Raw genomic sequence first — 19,506 nt, forward strand, 5'->3', positions numbered from 1 at the left:
GACCTGATGAGCCGGCAAGACGATTTCGAACGCGGCCTGGCGAACCGCCGCGCCGTGCTGGGCGATGAATGGGTGCAGCGATCGCTCGATCGCGCCACCACGTTCACCGCCGACTACCAGAACATGATCACGCGCTACGCCTGGCACGACATCTGGAGCCGCCCCGGCCTGCCGCACAAGGCGCGCCGCATGATGGTGCTGGCGGTGACGTTGTCGCTGGGCCGCTGGGAAGAATTCGAGCTGCACGTGCGCGCCGCGCTGACGGCGCAGGATGCCTCGCGCCTGACGCCCGACGAGCTCAAGGAAGTGCTGCTGCAGAACGCCATCTATGCAGGCGTGCCGGCGGCCAATACCGCCTTCAATCTTGCGCAGAACATCCTGCGCGAGGTCGCCGCGCAGATCGGCTATGAGCTGGCCCCGGCGGACCCGCGCCAAGCCGATCTGTTCGACTAGCAGGCCGGCTGACCGGCCCTTTCAAGGCAAGGGCGACGCACGATTCGCCCGGCCTTTTCAGTCCGCGCGGGGGTTGAGCACGCGGGCAGCCAGCAAGCCGCTGCGCACGGCGCCTTCCAGCACCCCGGGGTAGCCCGTGTCGGTCCAGTCGCCGGCCAGCGCCAGCGTGGGCCACGGCGTGGAGTTCAGCGGGCGGATAAGTCCTGGCACCGCGGCGAACGTCGCGCGCTTCTCAATGAAGAGTTCGGCGGCCGACACGTCCGGCATCGGCGGCAGCCTGAGCGGATGCGCGGCGGCCTGTTCGGCCACCTGGTCGATCAGGGCTTCGATCACCTGCCGCCGGTTGCGTTCGCCCATGCCGACCGCGGCGCTGGCCACCAGCGCCAGTTCGCCGGCCTTGGTATCGCCGGCAAGCTGAGCGCGGTCGAACACCCACTGGCCCGCATGACCGCGGGCCGCGTCCTCACGCAGCATCATCATCGGCTCGGGCAAGCGCCACGGGCTTGCCAGGCGGATGTTCAGCGTCGCGATGGGCAGGTAGTCGAAGGCCTTGAGCGCATCGAGCAGCCCTGTGGCGCCGGCCTTGCGCAGCGGGCCGTCCAGCAGCCGCGCGGCGAAGGTGGGCGGCACGGCCAGCACGGCGGCGTCAAAGCGCTCCTGGTTGATGTCGATGCCATCGGCTGACGGATGCAGCTGGCGCACCGTGCTGCCATACCGCATGGTGACCTGGCGAGCGGCGGCGTCCGGCCACAGCGCCGACAGGTCGGTGCAGGGCAGAAGCAGATCGCTGTCCTCGCGCGCGCCGGCCAGGCTGTCGCGCAGCACCCGGGCGAACAGCACGGCGCTGGCCGTGGCGATCGGCGTGTTCAGCGCAGCCAGGCATAGCGGTTCCCATACCTGCCGGATCAGCACGTCGGACTGCGCGTGATAGTGCAAGAGATGCAGCACCGTCCAGTCGCGCGGCGGCGTCCAGGACATGGTCTTCAAGCCGCGCATCAGGCGCAGCATCGCAAACCGGTCGCCCCAAGAAAGGCCGCGCGCACGCAGCACGGCCAGGGCCATGTTCAGCGGCGCCGGAATGCGAGGTGCGGACAGGTTAAAGCGCCCATCCAGACTGGCAAGCCGCAGGGGGCGCCGCATCAGCAGGGCGTCCGGGTTGCGGCCCACGCGGCGCATCAGCGCCAGGGTTTCCTTGTAGGCGCCGCACAAGAGGTGCTGGCCGTTGTCCAGCGGCGCATCGAATTCGTCGTGAAAGACGCGCCGCGCGCGTCCGCCCGGGGTGTGCCCGGCCTCGAACACCGTGACTTTCGCGCCGGCTTCGCGCAGGGCGACGCTGGCCGCCAGCCCGGCCCAGCCTGCGCCAATGACTGCCGCCTTCACCGCGCCAACCGGCGGACCAGGCCGCGTCCGCCGCCCACCCAGGTTTTCCAGGCAAGCCAGAGTTTGCGTAGGGGCGTGAGCGAAATGCGCTGGTGCAGCACCTGCCAGTTGTCGCGCTCGATCTCGTCGAGCAGCGCGTGGTAGATGGCGGCCATCATGAGTCCGGGCCGCTGCGCGCGGCGGTCCGCCTCGGGCAGGTTGCTCATCGCCTCGCGGTACAGCTCGCGGGCGCGGTCGGCCTGGAATTTCATCAGCGCGCTGAAGCGGTCGGAATACTCGCCATTCAGGATGTCCGAGGCCTTGACCTCGAACTGCTGCATGTCGTTGACCGGGATATAGATGCGGCCGCGGCGGGCGTCGTCGCCCACGTCGCGGATGATGTTGGTCATCTGGAACGCCAGGCCCAGCTTTTCGGCGTACACCAGCGTCTTGGGATCGGAATAGCCGAACACGCCGGCGGACAGCTCGCCCACCACGCCCGCGGCATGCCAGCAATACTTGCGCAGGCCGGGCCAGTCCAGGTAGCGGGTCTGGTCCAGGTCCATTTCCATGCCGTCGATCACGGCCAGCAGGCGGGCGCGGGTGATCGAACAGGTCTCCAGATGCGGTTGAAGTGCGCGCGTCACGGGGTGATCGGGCTTGCCGTCGAACATCTGGTCGACCTGCGTGCGCCACCAGGCGAGCTTGATGCGCGCCAGCGACGGATCGGTGCATTCGTCGACCACGTCGTCCACTTCGCGGCAGTACGCGTACAGGGCCGTGATGGCGCGCCGGCGCTCGGGAGGCAGGAACAGGAAGGAATAGTAGAAGCTGGAACCGCTTTTGGCGGCTTTTTCCTGGCAATACTCGTCAGGGGTCATTAGGCACGGCCTGTTACTTGATGGAGCGCCACAACATGATGGCCCAGTCTTTGGCGCCCAATTCGGGGCGATTCATGAAAACATCGTAGCCGCTCGCCTCGATCCGCTCCAGGACGCGCAGCCCGCCTTGCACCACCAGGCGCAGCTCCAGGCCGATGCGGCCGGGCAGGCGGCGCGCCAGCGGAGCGCCGAAGTGTAGCAGCGCCCGCGTGCGTTCGACCTGGAAGGCCATCAGCTCGCGCCAGGCGGGCGTAAGGCGGCAGGCGGCCAGGTCTTCGTCCGAGACGCCGTGGCGGCGCAGGTCTTCCTGCGGCAGATAGACGCGGTGCTTGTGCCAGTCCACCCGCACGTCCTGCCAGAAGTTCACCTGCTGCAGGCCCGTGCAGATGGCGTCGGACTCGGTGATGTTCTGCGGCGTGCTGGCTTCAAAAAGGTGCAGCATCAGGCGCCCGACCGGATTGGCCGAGCGGCTGCAGTAGTCCATGAGGGCAGGGTAGTCTTCGTAGCGCTTGACGGTCAGGTCCTGCTCGAAGGCGGACAGCAGGTCGTAGAAGGGCGTGATCGGCAACTGATGCCGGGCGATCGTCTGCGCCAGCGGCGCGAAGATGTCGGACAGGGGCGGCAGGCCGGGCGCCGGGGGCGTGCCGGGTTCGGCGCCGATGCGGTGCAGCTCGGTGCGGAACGCGGCCAGTTGGGCCAGGCGCTCCTCGTCGGTCGCGCTGCCTTCGTCGGCAATGTCGTCCGCGGCGCGGGCGAACCGGTAGATATCGGTCACGGCGCCGCGCAGCCTGCGCGGCAGCAGCAGCGAGGCAACGGGAAAATTCTCGTAGTGATCGATGGACATGGAAAGTAGCCTGTGAACAGACCAGGTCTGCAAAGACGGCGCAAAGCGGAAAACGGTCTCATTTTAGAGTAGTCGCCCGCGCTTGATCGGACCGCCTGCCGTCGGGGGCGCCGGATCAGTTAGACTTGGACGCCACAGGATCTCACACCATGCCGCGCCCAATCTCCGCTACCGTTTCCGTTTCTGCCCTTGCGCACAACCTTGACGCCGTGCGCCGCCACCTGGACCAGACCGCCGCCGCTGCCGGCGGGGTGCCGCCTTCGATCTGGGCCGTCATCAAGGCCAACGCCTACGGACACGGCATCGAGCAGGCGGTGGCCGGCTTTTCCAAGGCGCAGGGCCTGGCCATGCTGGACCTCGAAGAGGCCGTGCGCTGCCGCGAGGCCGGCTGGGGCGGGCCGATCCTGCTGCTCGAAGGGTTCTTCAACCCATCCGACCTGGACATCGTCGACCGCTACCACCTCAGCACCACCGTCCATCAACGCGATCAGCTCGACATGCTGGCCCGGGCCCGCCTGTCGCGCCGCGTGGACATCATGCTCAAGCTCAACAGCGGCATGAACCGCCTCGGTTTCACCCCGGCGGCCTTTCCCGCCGCCTTCGAGCGCGCCATGCTGCTTCAGCAGCAAGGCACGCTGGGCTCGGTCGGCAAGATGACCCATTTCGCCTGCGCGGACGGTCCGCAGGGCGTGAACGAACAACTCAGCGTCTTCAATTCGGTGACACATAAGCTGCCGGGCGCGATCAGCGTGTGCAATTCGGCCGCCGCCTTGCGCTTTGCCGACATCGCCGTCGGCTCCGAGAGCCAGTCGCACTGGGTGCGCCCGGGCATCTGCCTCTACGGCGCGTCGCCCTTTGCGGACGCCGAAGCCGCGTCGTTCGGGCTCAAGCCCGCCATGTCGCTCAATTCGGAAATCATCGCTGTCCAGGAAATCAAGGCCGGGGACTCGGTGGGCTATGGCGCCTTGTTCCGCGCGGAACGCGCCATGCGCATCGGCATCGTGGCCTGCGGCTACGCCGACGGCTACCCGCGCCACGCCTCCACCGGCACGCCGGTCGTGGTCGCCGGCATCCGCACCCAATTGCTGGGCCGGGTGTCGATGGACATGCTGGTCGTGGATCTGGGGCCCGTGCCGTCCGCAGGCGTCGGCTCGCCGGTTTGCCTATGGGGCGAAGACGGCCCCTCGGTGGATGAAGTCGCCAGCGCGGCCGGCACCATCGGCTACGAATTGCTCTGCGCCCTGGCCCCGCGGGTGCCGGTCACCCGGGATGCCTGACGCGTCCGGTGGGCAAGAATTGCTACGCAAATTACAAGACACACGACGCCGGATGGTGTCTACTTTGAAAACCGGGCGCTCAGGCGCCCGTTTTTGACCAAGAAAACAGACTGCGAGGTTTCATCCCATGAAGGACAAATGTGTGCTCATTACGGGCGCCACCAAAGGCATAGGCTGGGCGCTTACTCAGCGGTTGTCCGACATGGGCTGTCATGTGGTGGGCATCGCGCGCAACACGGCTGACGTCGATTTTCCGGGGTACCTGTACGCCTGTGATCTGGCCGACGCCGGCCGTACCGAAGAAGTCCTGCGCGAAATCCGCGAAAAATTCCCGGTCGACGCCGTCGTCAACAATGTGGGCATCGTGTCGCCGCAGCCCCTGGGCGAAATCGACCTGGCCACGCTGTACAACGTGCTGGACTTGAACGTGCGCGTGGCGGTGCAGGTGACGCAGGCGTTCATCGAATCCATGAAGGCCCGCCGCGCCGGGCGCATCGTCAACGTGGTCAGCCGTTCCATCCACGGCGCACTGGACCGCACCGCCTATTCCGCCGCCAAGAGCGCGCTGGTGGGCTGCACGCGCACCTGGGCGCTGGAACTGGCCGAATACGGCATCACCGCCAATGCGGTTGCGCCGGGCCCCATCGAAACCGAAATGTTCCGCGCCACCCGGCCCGCCGGCAGCGACAACGAAAAGCGGGCGCTGGCATCGGTGCCCATGAAGCGGCTGGGCACCCCCGCCGAAGTGGCGGCTGCCATTGCTTTCCTGCTGTCGGACGACGCCGGCTTCATTACCGGCCAGGTGCTGGGTGTGGACGGCGGCGGCAGCTTGGCCGGCCGTTCATGAACCCGGCACTGTCCGCATGAACCCACGCACCTTCGGGTGCGTTTTTTTTGCCTGGAGCAAAGGGAGAACCCGGCCAACCCGCCCAGCCGTTGTTTGTATAATAATAACTATCATTTCCATTTTGGATGCTCGCCGTGTCGGACCGAGAGCACGCAGTTGCCGCATCGCTTTCTGCCCTGTACACCGCGCATTGCGGCTGGTTGCAGAAGTGGCTGAATCGCCGTCTTCAGGACAATCATCAGGCCGCCGACCTGACGCAAGACACCTTCGTGACCTTGCTGGTGCGACGCCATGCGCTGGCCGACGTGCGCGAGCCGCGCGCGTTCCTGACCACCATCGCGCGTGGCCTGCTGGTCGATTTCTGGCGCCGCCGCGACATCGAGCACGCATGGGCCGAGACCCTGGCGGCGCGTCCTGAAGTCACCCACCCATCCCCCGAAGTGCAGGTCCAGGCGCTCCAGGCGCTGGTCGAGATCGATCGCAAGCTTCATCGCCTGGGCGTGCGCGCGCGCGCAGCCTTCCTGATGCATCGCATCCACGGCATGACGCACGAGGCGATCGCGGCGCAATTGCGGGTGTCCGAACGGACCGTCCGCAACGACATTGCACAGGCCATGCTGTGCTTTCTGCTCGACACCGATCTGCAGCCGGACGGCTTGTGCCGCGGCACGGCGAGTAGCCGATGAGCGCCGCCGCCGTCGACTCACGCATCCTGGAAGCGGCCGCCCATTGGTATGCGCTGCTTACCTCGGGCGCTTCCAGCGCAGAAGAACGCGAGCGTTGGCAGGCTTGGCTGGACGCCGATACGGCGCATCGCCGGGCTTGGCAGCGCGTCGAGGACGTTGGCGCGCACTTCGATGCGTTGATCGCGCAGCCGATGGGCCGTGAAGCCAGCGTGGCAAGCCTGAACGCCGCGGCGCAGGGCCGGCGTGAGCGCCGCAGGTTGTTGACGGTTGCGCTGATCGGCGGCGCAGCAGGATTGTTGGGATTGGGCGTCGCGCAGTCGCCAGTGGGGCGCCGCACGTGGGCGGCCTGGCAGGCTGACCTGGTCACGCCGGTGGGCGGCTCACATGAGGCCCAGCTTGCCGACGGCACCCGGGTCCGGCTCAATACCGATACCGCTTTGAAGGTGGACTACACCCGCGACCAGCGCCGCCTGGTGCTGCTGCGCGGCGAGATCATGATCGCCACCGCAGCCGACCCGGGGCGCACCTTCGTGGTGGACACGCCCGAAGGCCGGATGCAGGCGCTTGGCACGCGGTTCAACGTGCGCAGCCTTGATGGAGAAACCACGCTGGCGGTGCTGGAGGGCGCGGTGCAGGCGCATTTCACGGGCGCGCCGCCGGCGGGCTATCGGGTCGACGCCGGCATGCGCATGCGCGGCGGCGCGCAAGGCATCGAGGCGCCCGCGGCGCTGCGAGCCGCCGACCACAACTGGACGCGCGGCATCGTGCAATTCGAAGAGGCGCCGCTGGCGCAGGTCGTGGCGGAACTGGCGCGATACCGCCGCGGGCATCTGGGCTGCGCAGACGACGTGGCCGCGCTGCGCGTGACGGGCACGTTCCCTCTGCATGACAGCGATCGCGCGCTGCGCCTGCTGAGCGAGGCCTTGCCGCTGCGGATCAGTCAGCCGATGCCGTGGTGGACGACCCTGCAGCCACGCTGAGATCCCGCCGTTACAAATTAGTTTGCCGCTTTTGCCGCGCTCATCCGGCCTATGGGCAATTCAACACCCATATCGCGGATTCGTGGCATGACCAACCCCCTGATTGTTTTTCCCCTCCGTCCGATCCGCCGTGCGCGCATCCTTCCGCTGGCGCTCGCGGTCGGCGTGGCGCTGGGCGTCGCGGCGCCCGTCAGCGCCGTCCACGCGCAGGCGGCCGAAACCCAGGTCCGCCAGTTCGACATTCCACCCGGCCCATTGAGCCAGGTGCTCAATCTGTACTCCGCCGAAGCCGGTCTGTTCGTCAGCGGCCACGGCGACCTGAGCGCCGGCCGCCATAGCCCCGGCGTGCGCGGCCGCTATTCGCCCGAGGCCGGCATGGCGGCGCTGCTGACCGGCACGGGCCTCGTGGCCGAACGCCTGCCCGACGGCGGTTTTGTGCTGCGCCAGGGGCGCCAGGACGTGACCTTGCTGGAACCGATTGCGGTCACCGCCCAGATCGAACGCCCGGACGGCCCGGTGCTGGGCATCGCGGCCACGCGCAGCGCGACAGCCACCAAGACCGACACGCCGATCATCGAAACGCCGCAATCGATTTCCGTGGTGAGCGCGGCGCAGATCAGCGATCAAAAGGCGCAGAGCTTGCAAGAGGCGCTGGGCTACACCCCTGGCATCATGCCCGGCCTCGTCGCCAAGAGCTCGGTCTTCGAAGACACCATGTTCATCCGCGGCTTCGAGGCCAACCCGCAGACCGGCAGCTACTACCGCGACGGCATGCGCTACATGATCAATCAGTACAACGGCAAGCAGGAGCCGTACGGCCTGGAACGCGTGGAGGTGCTGCGGGGGCCGTCATCGGTGCTGTACGGCGCCGCCGCGCCGGGCGGCATCGTCAATACCGTGACCAAGCGCCCGCCCGGCGAATCGATGGGCGAAATCAATGTGGACGGCGGCAGTTTCGACCGCCGGCAGATTTCCGCGGACATCGGCGGCCCCATCGATGAGGCTGGCGTGTGGTCCTATCGTCTGACCGGCCTGTTCCGCGAAAGCAAGCAGTTCGTCGATTACGGCTCCGACGATCGCACCTACTTCGCGCCCGCCCTGACGTGGCGTCCGACGACGGCCACCTCGGTCACGCTGCTGGCCAACTATCAGCGCAGCAAGACGTTCAATCCGCCGGAAGTGCCGGTCACCGGCTCGCTCTGGACCAACCCGAACGGCCAGATCCCGCGGTCGCGCTTTCTGGGCGAGCCCAACCACAATCGCTTCGATATCGAATCGACCTCGCTGGCCGTGCTGATCGAGCACGCGTTCGACGACACGCTGAAGTTCCGCCAGTCGATGCGCTATTACGACGCAGACCTGAACATGCGCTATGTGCTGTTGCAGGGCGACGTGGATGCGGCGACGCAGCGCCGGGTGACCCGCTCCGCACGCGGCTTTAACGACCGCACCACGGTGCAGACGATCGACACCAACATCGAGAAGCGGTTCGAGACCGGCCCCGTCACGCAGACGTTTCTTGCAGGCTTCGACTACACGCGCTCGACCTACAACAGCGACCGCCTGCGCGGCAATCTGCCGCCCATCGATGTCTTCGATCCGGTGTACCTGCCCGGCGACGTCGTGGCCTTGCCCTGGCAGCAGCGCCGCAACACCGAGCATCGCCTTGGCATCTACCTGCAAGACCAGATCAAGATTGCGGACAAGGTCGTGGTGCTGCTGGGCGGGCGGCATGACAACGTGCGCGCGGAAAATCGCGCCTTGCATGCGCCGTCCACCAATTCGAACGACAAGGACTCGGCCTTCACGGGCCGTGCGGGTGTCGTGTACCTGGCCGACAACGGCCTGGCGCCGTATGCCAGTTTCAGCCAGTCGTTCGAACCCACCAGCGGCCGCGATCGCAACGACGGCAGCTTCGAGCCCAGCCGCGGGACGCAGTACGAAGTCGGCATCCGATACCAGCCCGCGGGCGAAGACGTGATGCTGAGCGCCGCGCTTTTCAACCTGGAGCGCAAGAACGTGCTCACGCCGGATCCGGTCGATCCGACCTTTCTGGTGCAGACCGGCAAGGTGCGCTCGCGCGGCCTGGAACTCGAAGCGCGTGCGCGCGTCACGCCGCAGGTCGACGTGATCGCCGCCTACACCTACACCGACGCCCGTGTGGTCCAGAGCAATCTGCCGGGCGAGGAGGGCGAGCGCTTCAACACGCCATTGCATGCCGCGTCCATATGGACCGACGTGAACCTGTCGGAATGGGTGTTGATGGGCTTGAAGGCGGGCGCCGGCCTGCGCTATGTGTCGGCGCGTCCCGACCTGCCGTCCAGCGGTTCGCTGGGGGGCGCGGGCTACACCTTGATCGATGCGCGGGTCAGTTATGAAAGCGGCCCGTGGCTCTATGCGCTCAACGTCACCAACCTGACGGACAAGACCTACATCCCGTCCATTTGCTACAACGGCGCGTGCAACTACGGCGAGCCGCGCCGCATCATCGGCACGGTGAGCTACCGCTGGTGAACGTGCGCGCGGCGCTGCTAAGCCTGCATCGCTGGACCGGCCTGGTGCTGGCCGGCTTTCTCTGCCTGGTCGCGCTGACTGGCATCCCGCTCGCGTGGTATGACGCGCTGGACGCCGCGGCAGCTCCCGCGTTGCACCGCGTGCCGCCGCCATCGGACGGCGCCGCGCGGCTTGACGCCTTGGCGCTGCGCGAGCGCGTGGCCCGCTTTGTGCCGGGGGCAGTAATGCCTGCCACGCCGCTTGGCGGGCAGGCCGGCCGCAGCGTGGCGTTCCCGGTGTGGTTGCACGAGGACGGCGCCGCAGGACCCGTGCTGCACGAGATATTTGTCGACCCGTACGATGGCGGCATTCTGGGCCAGCGCCGCTGGGGCGTCCTGCGCGAAGGGCTGCGCAACCTGATGCCGTTTCTGCATCGCTTCCATACGGCGCTGCTCTTCGAGGGCATCGGCGAACTGTTGCTCGGCATCGTCGCATTGGCCTGGACGCTCGATGGTTTTGTCGGCGCCTGGCTCACGCTGCCGCCGCGAAACCGCTCGCGCAGGCAGGCCCCGTCCTCATCGGTGTGGCAGCGCTGGGCGCCCGCCTGGCGCATCCGTTTGCAGGGTGGTCCCCACAAACGCAATTTCGATCTGCACCGCGCCGGTGGGCTGTGGCTGTGGGCGGCCTTGACGCTGATGGCATGGAGCAGCGTCGCGCTCAATCTGCCGGCGGTCTACGATCCGGTGATGCGCGCTGGCTTGAGTTATCAACCCGATCCCCGGCGCGGCGCAACCGCCACGGCCGGCGACCCGATGCCCCCCGAGCGCGCGCGCGACGCGGGCCGGCAATTGATGGCGCAGCTGGCCGCCCGCGAGGGGTTTGCGGTGCTGGGCGAACACTGGTTGGCGCTGGATGCGCGCCGCAACCTGTACCGCTACAGTGTGCGCAGCAGCCGCGATCTGCGCACGCGAAGCGGGGCCACGTCGGTGGTGTTCGATGCCGTGAATGGACAGCTGGTGGGCAGCCATCTGCCGACGGGCCGGGCGGCGGGCGACACGGTCAAGCATTGGCTGACCAGCCTGCACATGGCGGCGCTATGGGGCTGGCCGTTGCAGGTGGCGGTGGCGCTCGTCGGCGTCGTCACGCTGGTGCTTAGCCTGACCGGCGTCTGGTTGTGGTGGACGCGCCGCCGCGCCCGTCAGTACGGACCGTTGCCCGCGGCCACTGCCGCCACTTCCTTGAACTCGCCCGCCAGCGCTTCAGCCGCGCGTGCCAGCAGCACCGCGTCCACGCCTACTGCCACGAACGTGGCGCCCAAGGACAGATAATGCTTGGCCTGCGTCACGCCGCTGTGCAGGATGCCCGCGGCCTTGCCGGACCGCACGATGCGCGTGATCGCGTCATCGATGGTCTTTTCGACTTCCGGGTGCTCGGGCTGGCCCAGATATCCCATGCTGGCCGACAGATCGGCCGGTCCGATGAAGACGCCATCCACGCCGTCCACGGCCAGGATGGCGTCCAGCGCCTCGATGCCGGCGGGCGTCTCGATTTGCACCAGCACGCACATTTCGTCGTTGGCGCGTTCAAGGTAGTTCGGGATGCGGTTCCAGCGCGACGCGCGCGCCAGCGCGCTGCCCACGCCGCGGATGCCTTGCGGCGGATAGCGCACGGCGGCCACCGCGTCGGCGGCTTCCTCGGCAGACTGGATCATGGGCACCAGCACCGTCTGCGCGCCGATGTCCAGGATCTGCTTGATCTGGACCGGGTCGTTCCAGGCCGGGCGCACCACGGGCGCCACCGGGTAGGCCGCCACGGATTGCAGTTGGGCCAAGGTGGAGTCCAGCGTGTTGGGCGCGTGTTCGCCGTCGATCAGCAGCCAGTCGAAGCCGGCGCCCGCAAGAATTTCCGAGGTGTACGCGCTGGCCAGGCCGGCCCACAGGCCGATCTGAGGTTTGCGGTCGCGCAGGGCTTGCTTGAACGAATTCGTCAGAAGGTCCATGGACGTTGGATTGCCTAAGAGGGAAGGGGGGAACGGCGTCAGGGCGTGCCGGCATCGCGCGCGGGGCCGTCGCGCTTGATGAGATCGACCATCGCGTCCACGTCGCGGTACAGGCGATCGAGCAATTCCTTGCCGATCCTTTCTTCGATTTCCTGGTACTTGGCGTCAACCATGGGACGCATGCGGTCGATGAGCTTGTTGCTTTTGACGGTCAGGGAAATTTCCTGACGGCGCTGGTCGGCGCTGGAGCGCGTGCGCTTGATGAGTCCTTGCTCTTCCATGCCGGCCAGCATGCGCGTCAGGCTGGGGCTCAGGATCTGACAGGCGCGGGCGATCTGGTTGGGTTCCAGCGAGCCCACCTCGCTCAGCGTGCGCAATACCCTCCATTGCTGTTCGGTGACGCCCGCCGCGTGCAGCACGGGACGGAAATGCGCCATCAGCGTTTCGCGCGCATAGAGCAGCAAATGGGGAAGATTGCGGTGGTGGAAGCTCGGACTCATGGCGGCTATGTTAGCAAGAAGCCGCCCAAAAATTGCTCAATTCTTCGGGCCTGGGGGTGGCCCGCGCCGGCGCGGGGGCGGGCCGGCGCAGGGGCCGGCCCGGTGGATCACGCCGGGTTTTGGCGGGACAGCTCCTGCAGGTCGTCCGGCAGCGCGAAATCCGGCGCGCCGCGCTGCAACTCGCGCAATGCGTGAACGGCGTCTTCTTCGCGGTCGTCCACGATCAGGCCCCGAATCTGGGCCACCCGGGCTTCGATGTCCTGCTCGGTGAAGGCGGCGACCTGTTGCGATTCCGCGGGGGCTTCCTGGGCAGCGGCCGGCGCCGCTTCCTGGGCCGCAGTCTCGGCTGCCGCCGTTTCAGCCGCTGCCGGGGCGGGCGCTGCGGGAGCCGCGGCAGTCACGGCCATGGCCGGTTGCGCCGCGGCAGGTTGGGCGGGAACCGCCGGTTCCTGCTGCAAGGCGACGACGCGGCGCAGGGGCGGCGCATCGCTGGCCGGCGCCGCCGACGCCGAGGCGGCCTCTTGCGTTGCCTCGTTGGCCTGCACGGCGACCAGCTGCATCTGGGGTTCGGTGTCGTCGATGGCCTCGCGCATGTCGGTCCAGGCGAACAGGCCCGCCACCATCACGGCGCAAGCGGCAGCGCCCCAGCCGGGGTGCCAGCTATGGCCAGGGTGCCATCTGCGTCGTACCGCCGCATCCAGTTCCGGATTGGCGCCGGGACCCGGCTTGCGGTACAGGGCGCGCAGATCCCGTTCATCGTCTTCGTCAAATGGGGGGCGATAGGTAATGCTCATGCGCGTACTCCTCGCATATACGCCGGGTGGCACGACGTATCCGCGTTTGACCTTTGCGTGCGCCGCGCCGGTGGTCCGGCGTCTAGTCGTGCTGGGGTCGTGTTCCGGTTTGAGCGGCCTCTGGGGGAGGCTGCGGGTGATTGCGCCGCGATTGGCCACGAAGTGCGTCCAGAGGACGTCCATCGTGCCGGATGCCGTCCGGTCTGGACGGTTCGACAAGATGCGCTGCACTTGGCGATTATGCGCGATTTGAAACGGATCGGGCAGTAAATTTCTTGTGTTTGCATCATGTAACTGCTGTGTGTCCCTTTTTGTGAAAGCTGCCTGAAAGAAATGACCTTCGGGCCACGTCTCGCGGCGTGACATTCCGGTCATTGTTCCCGCGCGGCGCGGGCGCGTTGCCGGGTACACTTTCGCGCATGGCAAAAACCCGTACCGTTTATGTGTGCGCCGACTGTGGCGGCACCACCCCGAAGTGGCAGGGCAAATGCCCGCATTGCAACGCCTGGAACACGCTTGAAGAAACGGTGGAGTCGTCTGCGCCCGCGGCGGCCGCACATCGTTATGCGCCGCTGGCCTCGTCCAGCCCGGTGCGCAGCCTGTCCGAGATCGAGGCCCGCGAAACGCCACGCCAGCCCACCGGCCTGGACGAATTCGACCGCGTGCTTGGCGGCGGCCTGGTGGCCGGCGCCGTGGTGCTGATCGGCGGCGATCCCGGCATCGGCAAGTCGACGCTGCTCTTGCAGGCGCTGGCCTCGCTGTCCGAAACCACCAACGTGCTGTACGTGACGGGCGAAGAGTCCGCCGAACAGGTCGCGTTGCGCGCGCGCCGGCTTGGCCTGCAAACCGGCAACGTCAATCTGCTTGCCGAAATCCGCCTCGAAGCCATCCAGGCTGCGGTGTCGGAACAAAAGCCCACCGTCGCCGTCATCGACTCCATCCAGACGCTCTACAGCGGCGAACTCACGGCGGCGCCGGGATCGGTGTCGCAGGTGCGTGAATGCGCGGCGCAGCTCACGCGGCTGGCCAAGCAGACCGGCATCGCCATCGTCATGATCGGCCACGTCACCAAGGACGGCGCGCTGGCCGGACCGCGCGTGCTCGAGCACATCGTGGATACCGTGCTTTATTTCGAGGGCGACACGCATTCGTCGTTCCGCCTGGTGCGCGCCTTCAAGAACCGCTTCGGCGCCGTCAACGAGCTTGGCGTGTTCGCCATGACCGACCGCGGCCTGCGCGGCGTGGCCAATCCGTCCGCGCTGTTCCTGTCGCAGCACGAACAGCAGGTCGCCGGTTCGTGCGTCATGGCCACGCAGGAAGGCACGCGTCCGCTCCTCGTCGAGATCCAGGCGCTGGTCGACAGTTCTCACGCGCCCAATCCGCGCCGGCTGACGGTCGGCCTGGAAGGCAACCGTCTCGCCATGCTGCTTGCTGTGCTGCACCGGCATGCGGGCGTGTCGACCTTCGACCAGGACGTCTTCGTCAATGCGGTCGGCGGCGTGCGCATCACCGAACCCGCGGCCGACCTGCCGGTGCTGCTGGCCATCATGTCGTCGCTGCGCGACCGGCCGCTGCCGCGCGGGTTGATCGCATTCGGCGAAGTGGGCCTGGCCGGCGAGATCCGGCCCGCCCCGCGCGGCCAGGAACGTCTGCGCGAAGCCGCCAAACTGGGTTTCTCGGTGGCGCTCATTCCCAAGGCCAACGCGCCGCGCCAGCCCATCGAGGGCCTGGAGATCTGGGCGGTCGATCGCCTGGACGCGGCATTGGAAAAGCTGCGTTGATGCATCGCGACGTCGGTTGGAGCAACAAGTGAGTCTGTTCGTCATCGCCGCCTGCCTGGCAGCCGGCGGCCTGATCGGTTTCATGGGCGGCGTGCTGGGCATCGGGGGCGGACTGATCGCCATTCCAGCCCTCGTCCTCCTGATGGGAATGTCCCAACAGCTTGCGCAGGGCACGGCGCTCATCATGGTGTTGCCGACCATCATGATGGCGGTGCGCAAGTACAACCAGCAGACCCGCATCGACAAGCGCGTCGCGCTAGCGGGCGCGGCGGGCGCCGTGGTGTTCACGTGGGTGGGCGCGCGGATGGCGCTGGGCATCGACTCGACTTTGCTACGCCAGAGCTTCGCGGTGTTCCTGTTCTTCATCGCGCTGTTCTACGTCTGGCAGACCTGGCGCGCCTCGCGTCCGGCGGCGCGCCGCGCGCCACCGCCCAAGCGCCCGGCGCCGGTCTTCACGCCGCGCCGCGCAAGCGTCCTGGGCATCCTGTGCGGAACGCTGGGCGGATTCTTTGGCGTCGGCGGCGCGGTGCTGGCCGTGCCCATCATCACCACGGTCTTTCGCCTGCCGCAGACCACCGCACAGGCGCTCGCGCTCAGCATGGTGATCCCGGGTTCCACCATCGCACTCATCACCTATACGTGGGCGGGACAGGCGAACTGGATGGTCGGCGCGCCGCTAGCCATCGGCAGCCTGATCTTCGTGCCCATCGGCGTGCGGCTCGCCTACCGGCTTCCTGAACGCAAGCTGAGAGCTTGCTTCGCACTAATGCTGTTCGCCACCGTGGCGTTGCTGGCATTCGAGGGATAGCAACAATTCTTGAGTGACGGAAAAATTGTGGTTCGGAAGTGAACCTTCTGAAGGGGCGGGCTTCAAACCGCATACGGGACTTGCGGCATCGTGCCGCCCCGTAACGGCAAAAGGCCTTCGGCCTTCACCAACCAGGAGTACCACAAATGACGACTCACTCCCGCATTGCTGCGTTTCTTTCCACCTCGGCCCTGTGCCTGGGCCTCGCCGCCGCACCGTCGGCGTTTGCGGCCGGCGCCAGCAAGACCGGCGACACCAAGACCCAGGCGCATCACAAGCATCACAAGGCTGACAAGTCGTCCGCCAAGCATTCGGCAGGCGCAGCAAATACGCACAAGTCTGGCGCCACGACGCCGACGAAGTAACCGCGCCGGGCGGCAACGCCCACGTTCCTTTGCGCGACAAAGACTGACCGGACACGCGGGGGCCGGAAAGTCGAAAGCCTCTCGGTATGGGCGCCGAGAGGCTTTTTTGTGTCTGATGCCCGGCCGGGCGCCGCGCAGGCGGCCCGGACGAACAAAGCCGGTTATTCCACCGGCGTGATCACGCGGCCGGTTTCAAAGAACGACTGCAGGTTTTCCAGCATCATGTTTTCCATGGCCAGGCGCGTTTCCTCGGTGGCGCTGCCGATGTGCGGCAGCAGCACGGCCTTGTCGCTCTTCATCAGCGCTTCGGGCACCTTGGGTTCGTGCTCGAAGACGTCGAGCGCCGCGCAGCCCAGCTTGCCGTCTTCCAGGGCCGCGACCAGCGCGGTTTCGTCGATGACCGGGCCCCGCGCGATGTTGACGATGATGCCCTTCGGGCCCAGGGCTTCCAGCACGTCGCGATTCACGAGGTGGCGCGTGCTGGGACCGCCCACGGTGGCCACGATCAGGAAATCGGCCCACTTGGCCAGGTCCGTCAGCGATGCTTCGTAGCCGTAGGCCACGTCGTCGCGCTTTCTGCGGTTGTGATACCGCACGTCCATGTCAAAGCCCGTGCCGCGCTTGGCGATCGCTTCGCCGATGCGGCCCAGCCCGACGATGCCCAGTTTTTTGCCGCTGACGCGCAGGCCCAGCGGGATGCTGCCATGCACCTGGCCCCATTGGCCGGCCCGCACGAAGCGTTCGCCCTGACCCATGCGGCGCGCGCCGGCGATGAGCAGGCCCCAGGCCAGGTCCGCCACGCAATCGGTCAGCACGTCGGGCGTATTGCTGACCAGCACGCCACGCTTGCGCGCGGCCTCGACGTCGATCGTCTCGTAGCCCACGCCCCAGCTGCAGATGGCCTTCAGGTCCGGCAGCGCGTCGATGAGCTCGGCGTTGGCGCCGAAATTGGCGGACGTGACGACGGCGGTGATGCCCTTGCCGTGCTCGGCCAGCGCAGCCTTGCGGTCCGGGTACTTCCACAATTCGATGACGTCATAGCCATCGGCCAGGCGCTGGTTGGCGGAAGGGGAGCCGGCCAGCGAGCCGACCTGGATGATGCGTTGCTTGGTGGTCATGTTGTCGTACGGTTGGGTGGCGAAGGTTTCATGCTACTTGATTCAAGCGGGGACCTTGCGGGCCGGGCGCGCAGCCAAGGCGGCTGCGCACCCGCTGCGGGACGCCCGCATGCAGGCATCCCGCGAAGCTTTACTCCAGCTGGATGTTGGCCTTCTGGATCACGTCCTTCCAGCGCTTGACTTCAGCCTGCTGGAAATCGGCGAACTGCTGCGGCGTGTTGGCGACGACTTCGAAGCCCATGCCTTGCAGCGTTTTCTGGGTCTGGGGCTCGCGCAGCGCGGTGCGCAGCGCCTCGGCCAGCTTGTCGACGACGGGCTGCGGCGTGCCCTTGGGCACGGCAAAACCCTGCCAGGAATACACCACCATGTCCTTGATGCCGGCCTCCGTCAGCGTCGGCACATCGGGCAGGTCCGGCGTGCGGGCGTCGCCCGTGATGGCTAGCGCCTTGAGCTTGCCTGCCTTGATGTGGTTCTGCACCGCGCCCAGGTTCTGGAAGGACACGTTGACCTGTCCGCCGATGAGGTCCGCGATGGCCGCGCCGCCGCCCTTGTAAGGCACGTCCACGCCGGTGCTTTGCGTGCGCTGGCGGAACAGCACGGCCGACAGGTGATCCGACGAGCCCGTGCCCGACGAGGCGTACGACACGCGATTCGGATTCTTCTTCGCGTAGTCGACCAGCTCGGCGACCGTGCTGGCCGGGAACGAAGGCGCCGCGACCAGCACGTTGGGATTGCGCACTGCCTGCGTCAGGTAGGTGAAATCCTTGCTGGGGTTGTACGACAGGTTCTTGTACAGGGCTTCGTTGATGGCGAAGGTGCCAATGGAGCCGACCATCATGGTGTAGCCGTCCGGCGTGGAGCGGGCCAACGCCTGGGCGCCGATGGCGCTGTTCGCGCCGGGCTTGTTCTCGACGACGAAGGTCTGTCCCAGGGTCTTGGACAGCGCCGGCGTGACCGAACGCGCGGTAATGTCGGAGGACCCGCCTGGCACGAAGGGCACGATCATGGTGACGGGCTTTTCGGGGTAACCGGCGGCGTGGGCCGCCGGCGCCCCAAGCACAACGGCGCCCGCCGCGAAAACGGCGCTGATCAGTTTGTTCATGGTGTCTCCTGGTTCGCGTGATGATGAAGAGCCCGCCGCTCACGCGTTGCGGGCGGGCCCCGGATCGGTGCAGGGTCAGTCGACCTTGGCGCCGGATTTCTTCACAACGTCGGCCCACTTGACGGTTTCCTGGGCCATGAACTGCTTGAATTGGGCGGGCGTGTTGCCGGACGGCGTCGCGCCTTGCGCCTGGAGCTGCGCGCGTACGGGCTCCTGCTGCAAGGCGGCGGCCACGTCGCGCTGGACCTTCTCGACGATCTCGGGCGGTGTGCCGGCCGGCGCCAGCAGCCCGAACCAGCTCGATGCCTCGTACCCCTTCACGCCGGCTTCGGCCATCGTGGGCACGTCGGGCAGGGCAGGCGAGCGGTTGGCCGTCGTAACGGCCAGGGGGCGAAGCTTGCCGGCCTTCAGAAATCCCATGGACGAGGGCAGGTTGTCGAAGATCAGGTCCGCCGATCCGGCCATCACGTCCGTCAGCGCGGGGCTGCTGCCCTTGTAGGGCACGTGCGTCATGCGCGTGCCGGTCATGCTCTGGAAGAGCTCGCCTGACAGGTGCGTGGACGTGCCGTTGCCCGTGGACGCCATGTTGACGCTGTCGGGATTGGCCTTCAAGTACTTGATCAGGTCGGCAACGGTACGGATGCCGTGCTTGTCGGCGAACTTGGGGTTGAGCTCAAGGATATTGGGCACCGGAATCACCAGCGTGACGGGCACGAAGTCCTTGACCGGGTCATACGGCAGCTTGGCGTACACGGACTGGTTGATGGCGTGCGTGCTGACGGTGCCCATCAAAAAGGTGTAGCCGTCGGGCGTGGCGCGCGCGGCTTCGGCCGAGCCGACGTTGCCGCCGGCGCCCGCCTTGTTGTCCACCACCACGGGCTTGTTCCAGCTTTTGCCCAATTCGGCCGCCACCACGCGCGCGGCGATGTCGGCGGTGCCGCCGGCGGGGAAGGGGACGATGATCTTGACTTCCCGCTCGGGGTAGTCGGCGAAGGCCGGCGAGGCCGGCAGGGCAAAGGCGGTGGCCGTCAGGAGGGCGGCGGCAAGAAGCCGGCCTCGCGCAGGGGCTGCATACATGGAATTCGTCTCCTCGGTGTGCGCGTGGCCGCGCATCGTTTCTGGGGGTATTCCGCTCCCGGCGAGCCGGGAACTCGAAGACGCATGCGGCCCGCGCCTCATGCGCCTTGCGTGCTGCCGATCAACTTGTAAAACAAATATA

The 19,506-nt window shown here is 67.2% G+C and carries 18 protein-coding genes and 1 pseudogene; 10 read left to right on the forward strand and 9 right to left on the reverse strand.

Going from position 1 to position 19,506, the window contains the following annotated elements; all coding sequences use genetic code 11:
• The first annotated feature begins 6 nt into the window (after nucleotides 1-6).
• Complete coding sequence (locus tag FBY20_RS22165) at nucleotides 7-453, forward strand: carboxymuconolactone decarboxylase family protein (RefSeq protein ID WP_056324655.1); 447 nt, start codon at nucleotides 7-9, stop codon at nucleotides 451-453.
• A 57-nt stretch (nucleotides 454-510) separates the two neighbouring features.
• On the opposite strand, the gene hpnE is transcribed toward FBY20_RS22165, so the two are convergent.
• The 3 genes from hpnE to hpnC are packed head-to-tail and all read right to left on the reverse strand — an operon-like array spanning nucleotide 511 to nucleotide 3,537.
• Nucleotides 511-1,833, reverse strand: a complete 1,323-nt coding sequence (gene hpnE / locus FBY20_RS22170) for a hydroxysqualene dehydroxylase HpnE (protein WP_142054632.1) — start codon at nucleotides 1,831-1,833, stop codon at nucleotides 511-513.
• On the reverse strand, nucleotides 1,830-2,693 hold the full coding sequence (gene hpnD / locus FBY20_RS22175) for a presqualene diphosphate synthase HpnD (protein WP_056324191.1): 864 nt from the start codon (nucleotides 2,691-2,693) through the stop codon (nucleotides 1,830-1,832). The genes hpnE and hpnD overlap by 4 nt, the downstream gene beginning before the upstream one ends.
• A gap of 13 nt (nucleotides 2,694-2,706) precedes the next feature.
• Complete coding sequence (gene hpnC, locus FBY20_RS22180) at nucleotides 2,707-3,537, reverse strand: squalene synthase HpnC (RefSeq protein ID WP_142054634.1); 831 nt, start codon at nucleotides 3,535-3,537, stop codon at nucleotides 2,707-2,709.
• Between the two features lie 149 nt (nucleotides 3,538-3,686).
• Between hpnC and alr the strand changes: the two genes are divergently transcribed.
• From alr to FBY20_RS28045, 6 genes and pseudogenes are all read left to right on the forward strand, one after another.
• Nucleotides 3,687-4,814 carry an alanine racemase gene (gene alr / locus FBY20_RS22185; protein ID WP_056324196.1) on the forward strand — a complete coding sequence of 376 codons (1,128 nt, stop codon included), beginning with the start codon at nucleotides 3,687-3,689 and terminating at the stop codon, nucleotides 4,812-4,814.
• A gap of 127 nt (nucleotides 4,815-4,941) precedes the next feature.
• The gene (locus FBY20_RS22190; protein WP_056324199.1) at nucleotides 4,942-5,661 is read left to right on the forward strand and encodes an SDR family oxidoreductase; all 720 of its coding nucleotides are present in this window, start codon (nucleotides 4,942-4,944) and stop codon (nucleotides 5,659-5,661) included.
• 134 nt (nucleotides 5,662-5,795) lie between these two features.
• Nucleotides 5,796-6,347 carry a sigma-70 family RNA polymerase sigma factor gene (locus FBY20_RS22195; protein ID WP_255452443.1) on the forward strand — a complete coding sequence of 184 codons (552 nt, stop codon included), beginning with the start codon at nucleotides 5,796-5,798 and terminating at the stop codon, nucleotides 6,345-6,347.
• Nucleotides 6,344-7,327, forward strand: a complete 984-nt coding sequence (locus FBY20_RS22200) for a FecR domain-containing protein (protein WP_142054636.1) — start codon at nucleotides 6,344-6,346, stop codon at nucleotides 7,325-7,327. Before FBY20_RS22195 ends, FBY20_RS22200 begins: the two co-directional genes overlap by 4 nt.
• Nucleotides 7,328-7,414: 87 nt before the next feature.
• Nucleotides 7,415-9,841 carry a TonB-dependent siderophore receptor gene (locus tag FBY20_RS22210; protein ID WP_255452444.1) on the forward strand — a complete coding sequence of 809 codons (2,427 nt, stop codon included), beginning with the start codon at nucleotides 7,415-7,417 and terminating at the stop codon, nucleotides 9,839-9,841.
• 2 nt (nucleotides 9,842-9,843) lie between these two features.
• Nucleotides 9,844-10,995, forward strand: a pseudogene (locus FBY20_RS28045) (PepSY-associated TM helix domain-containing protein); the annotation flags it as partial.
• Between the two features lie 23 nt (nucleotides 10,996-11,018).
• Here FBY20_RS28045 and hpaI read toward each other — a convergent pair.
• The 3 genes from hpaI to FBY20_RS22230 all read right to left on the reverse strand — a co-directional run bounded on the left by hpaI (nucleotide 11,019) and on the right by FBY20_RS22230 (nucleotide 13,113).
• Entirely contained in the window at nucleotides 11,019-11,819 is an 801-nt protein-coding gene (hpaI, locus tag FBY20_RS22220) for a 4-hydroxy-2-oxoheptanedioate aldolase (protein ID WP_142054642.1), read from the reverse strand.
• Between the two features lie 38 nt (nucleotides 11,820-11,857).
• Nucleotides 11,858-12,319: a homoprotocatechuate degradation operon regulator HpaR gene (gene hpaR, locus FBY20_RS22225; protein WP_142054644.1), complete on the reverse strand. Its 462-nt coding sequence runs from the start codon at nucleotides 12,317-12,319 to the stop codon at nucleotides 11,858-11,860.
• 107 nt (nucleotides 12,320-12,426) lie between these two features.
• Nucleotides 12,427-13,113, reverse strand: a complete 687-nt coding sequence (locus FBY20_RS22230; RefSeq protein ID WP_056324214.1) for a hypothetical protein — start codon at nucleotides 13,111-13,113, stop codon at nucleotides 12,427-12,429.
• Between the two features lie 419 nt (nucleotides 13,114-13,532).
• Between FBY20_RS22230 and radA the strand changes: the two genes are divergently transcribed.
• From radA to FBY20_RS22245, 3 genes are all read left to right on the forward strand, one after another.
• Nucleotides 13,533-14,894 carry a DNA repair protein RadA gene (gene radA, locus FBY20_RS22235; protein ID WP_056324216.1) on the forward strand — a complete coding sequence of 454 codons (1,362 nt, stop codon included), beginning with the start codon at nucleotides 13,533-13,535 and terminating at the stop codon, nucleotides 14,892-14,894.
• Nucleotides 14,895-14,922: 28 nt separating this feature from the next.
• Complete coding sequence (locus FBY20_RS22240; protein WP_056324218.1) at nucleotides 14,923-15,702, forward strand: sulfite exporter TauE/SafE family protein; 780 nt, start codon at nucleotides 14,923-14,925, stop codon at nucleotides 15,700-15,702.
• Between the two features lie 146 nt (nucleotides 15,703-15,848).
• Nucleotides 15,849-16,067: a hypothetical protein gene (locus FBY20_RS22245; RefSeq protein ID WP_056324221.1), complete on the forward strand. Its 219-nt coding sequence runs from the start codon at nucleotides 15,849-15,851 to the stop codon at nucleotides 16,065-16,067.
• Between the two features lie 161 nt (nucleotides 16,068-16,228).
• On the opposite strand, the gene FBY20_RS22250 is transcribed toward FBY20_RS22245, so the two are convergent.
• The 3 genes from FBY20_RS22250 to FBY20_RS22260 form a co-directional block, all read right to left on the reverse strand.
• A complete protein-coding gene (locus tag FBY20_RS22250; RefSeq protein ID WP_142054646.1) occupies nucleotides 16,229-17,185 on the reverse strand; it encodes a 2-hydroxyacid dehydrogenase in 957 nt (318 codons plus the stop codon).
• Between the two features lie 130 nt (nucleotides 17,186-17,315).
• Complete coding sequence (locus tag FBY20_RS22255; RefSeq protein WP_128828550.1) at nucleotides 17,316-18,287, reverse strand: tripartite tricarboxylate transporter substrate binding protein; 972 nt, start codon at nucleotides 18,285-18,287, stop codon at nucleotides 17,316-17,318.
• 75 nt (nucleotides 18,288-18,362) lie between these two features.
• Nucleotides 18,363-19,364 (reverse strand): tripartite tricarboxylate transporter substrate binding protein, encoded by a 1,002-nt coding sequence (locus FBY20_RS22260; protein ID WP_062840791.1) that lies wholly within the window; start codon nucleotides 19,362-19,364, stop codon nucleotides 18,363-18,365.
• Nucleotides 19,365-19,506 lie beyond the last annotated feature (142 nt).

This window comes from Achromobacter sp. SLBN-14 (assembly GCF_006715415.1).
Lineage (GTDB): Bacteria > Pseudomonadota > Gammaproteobacteria > Burkholderiales > Burkholderiaceae_B > Achromobacter > Achromobacter mucicolens.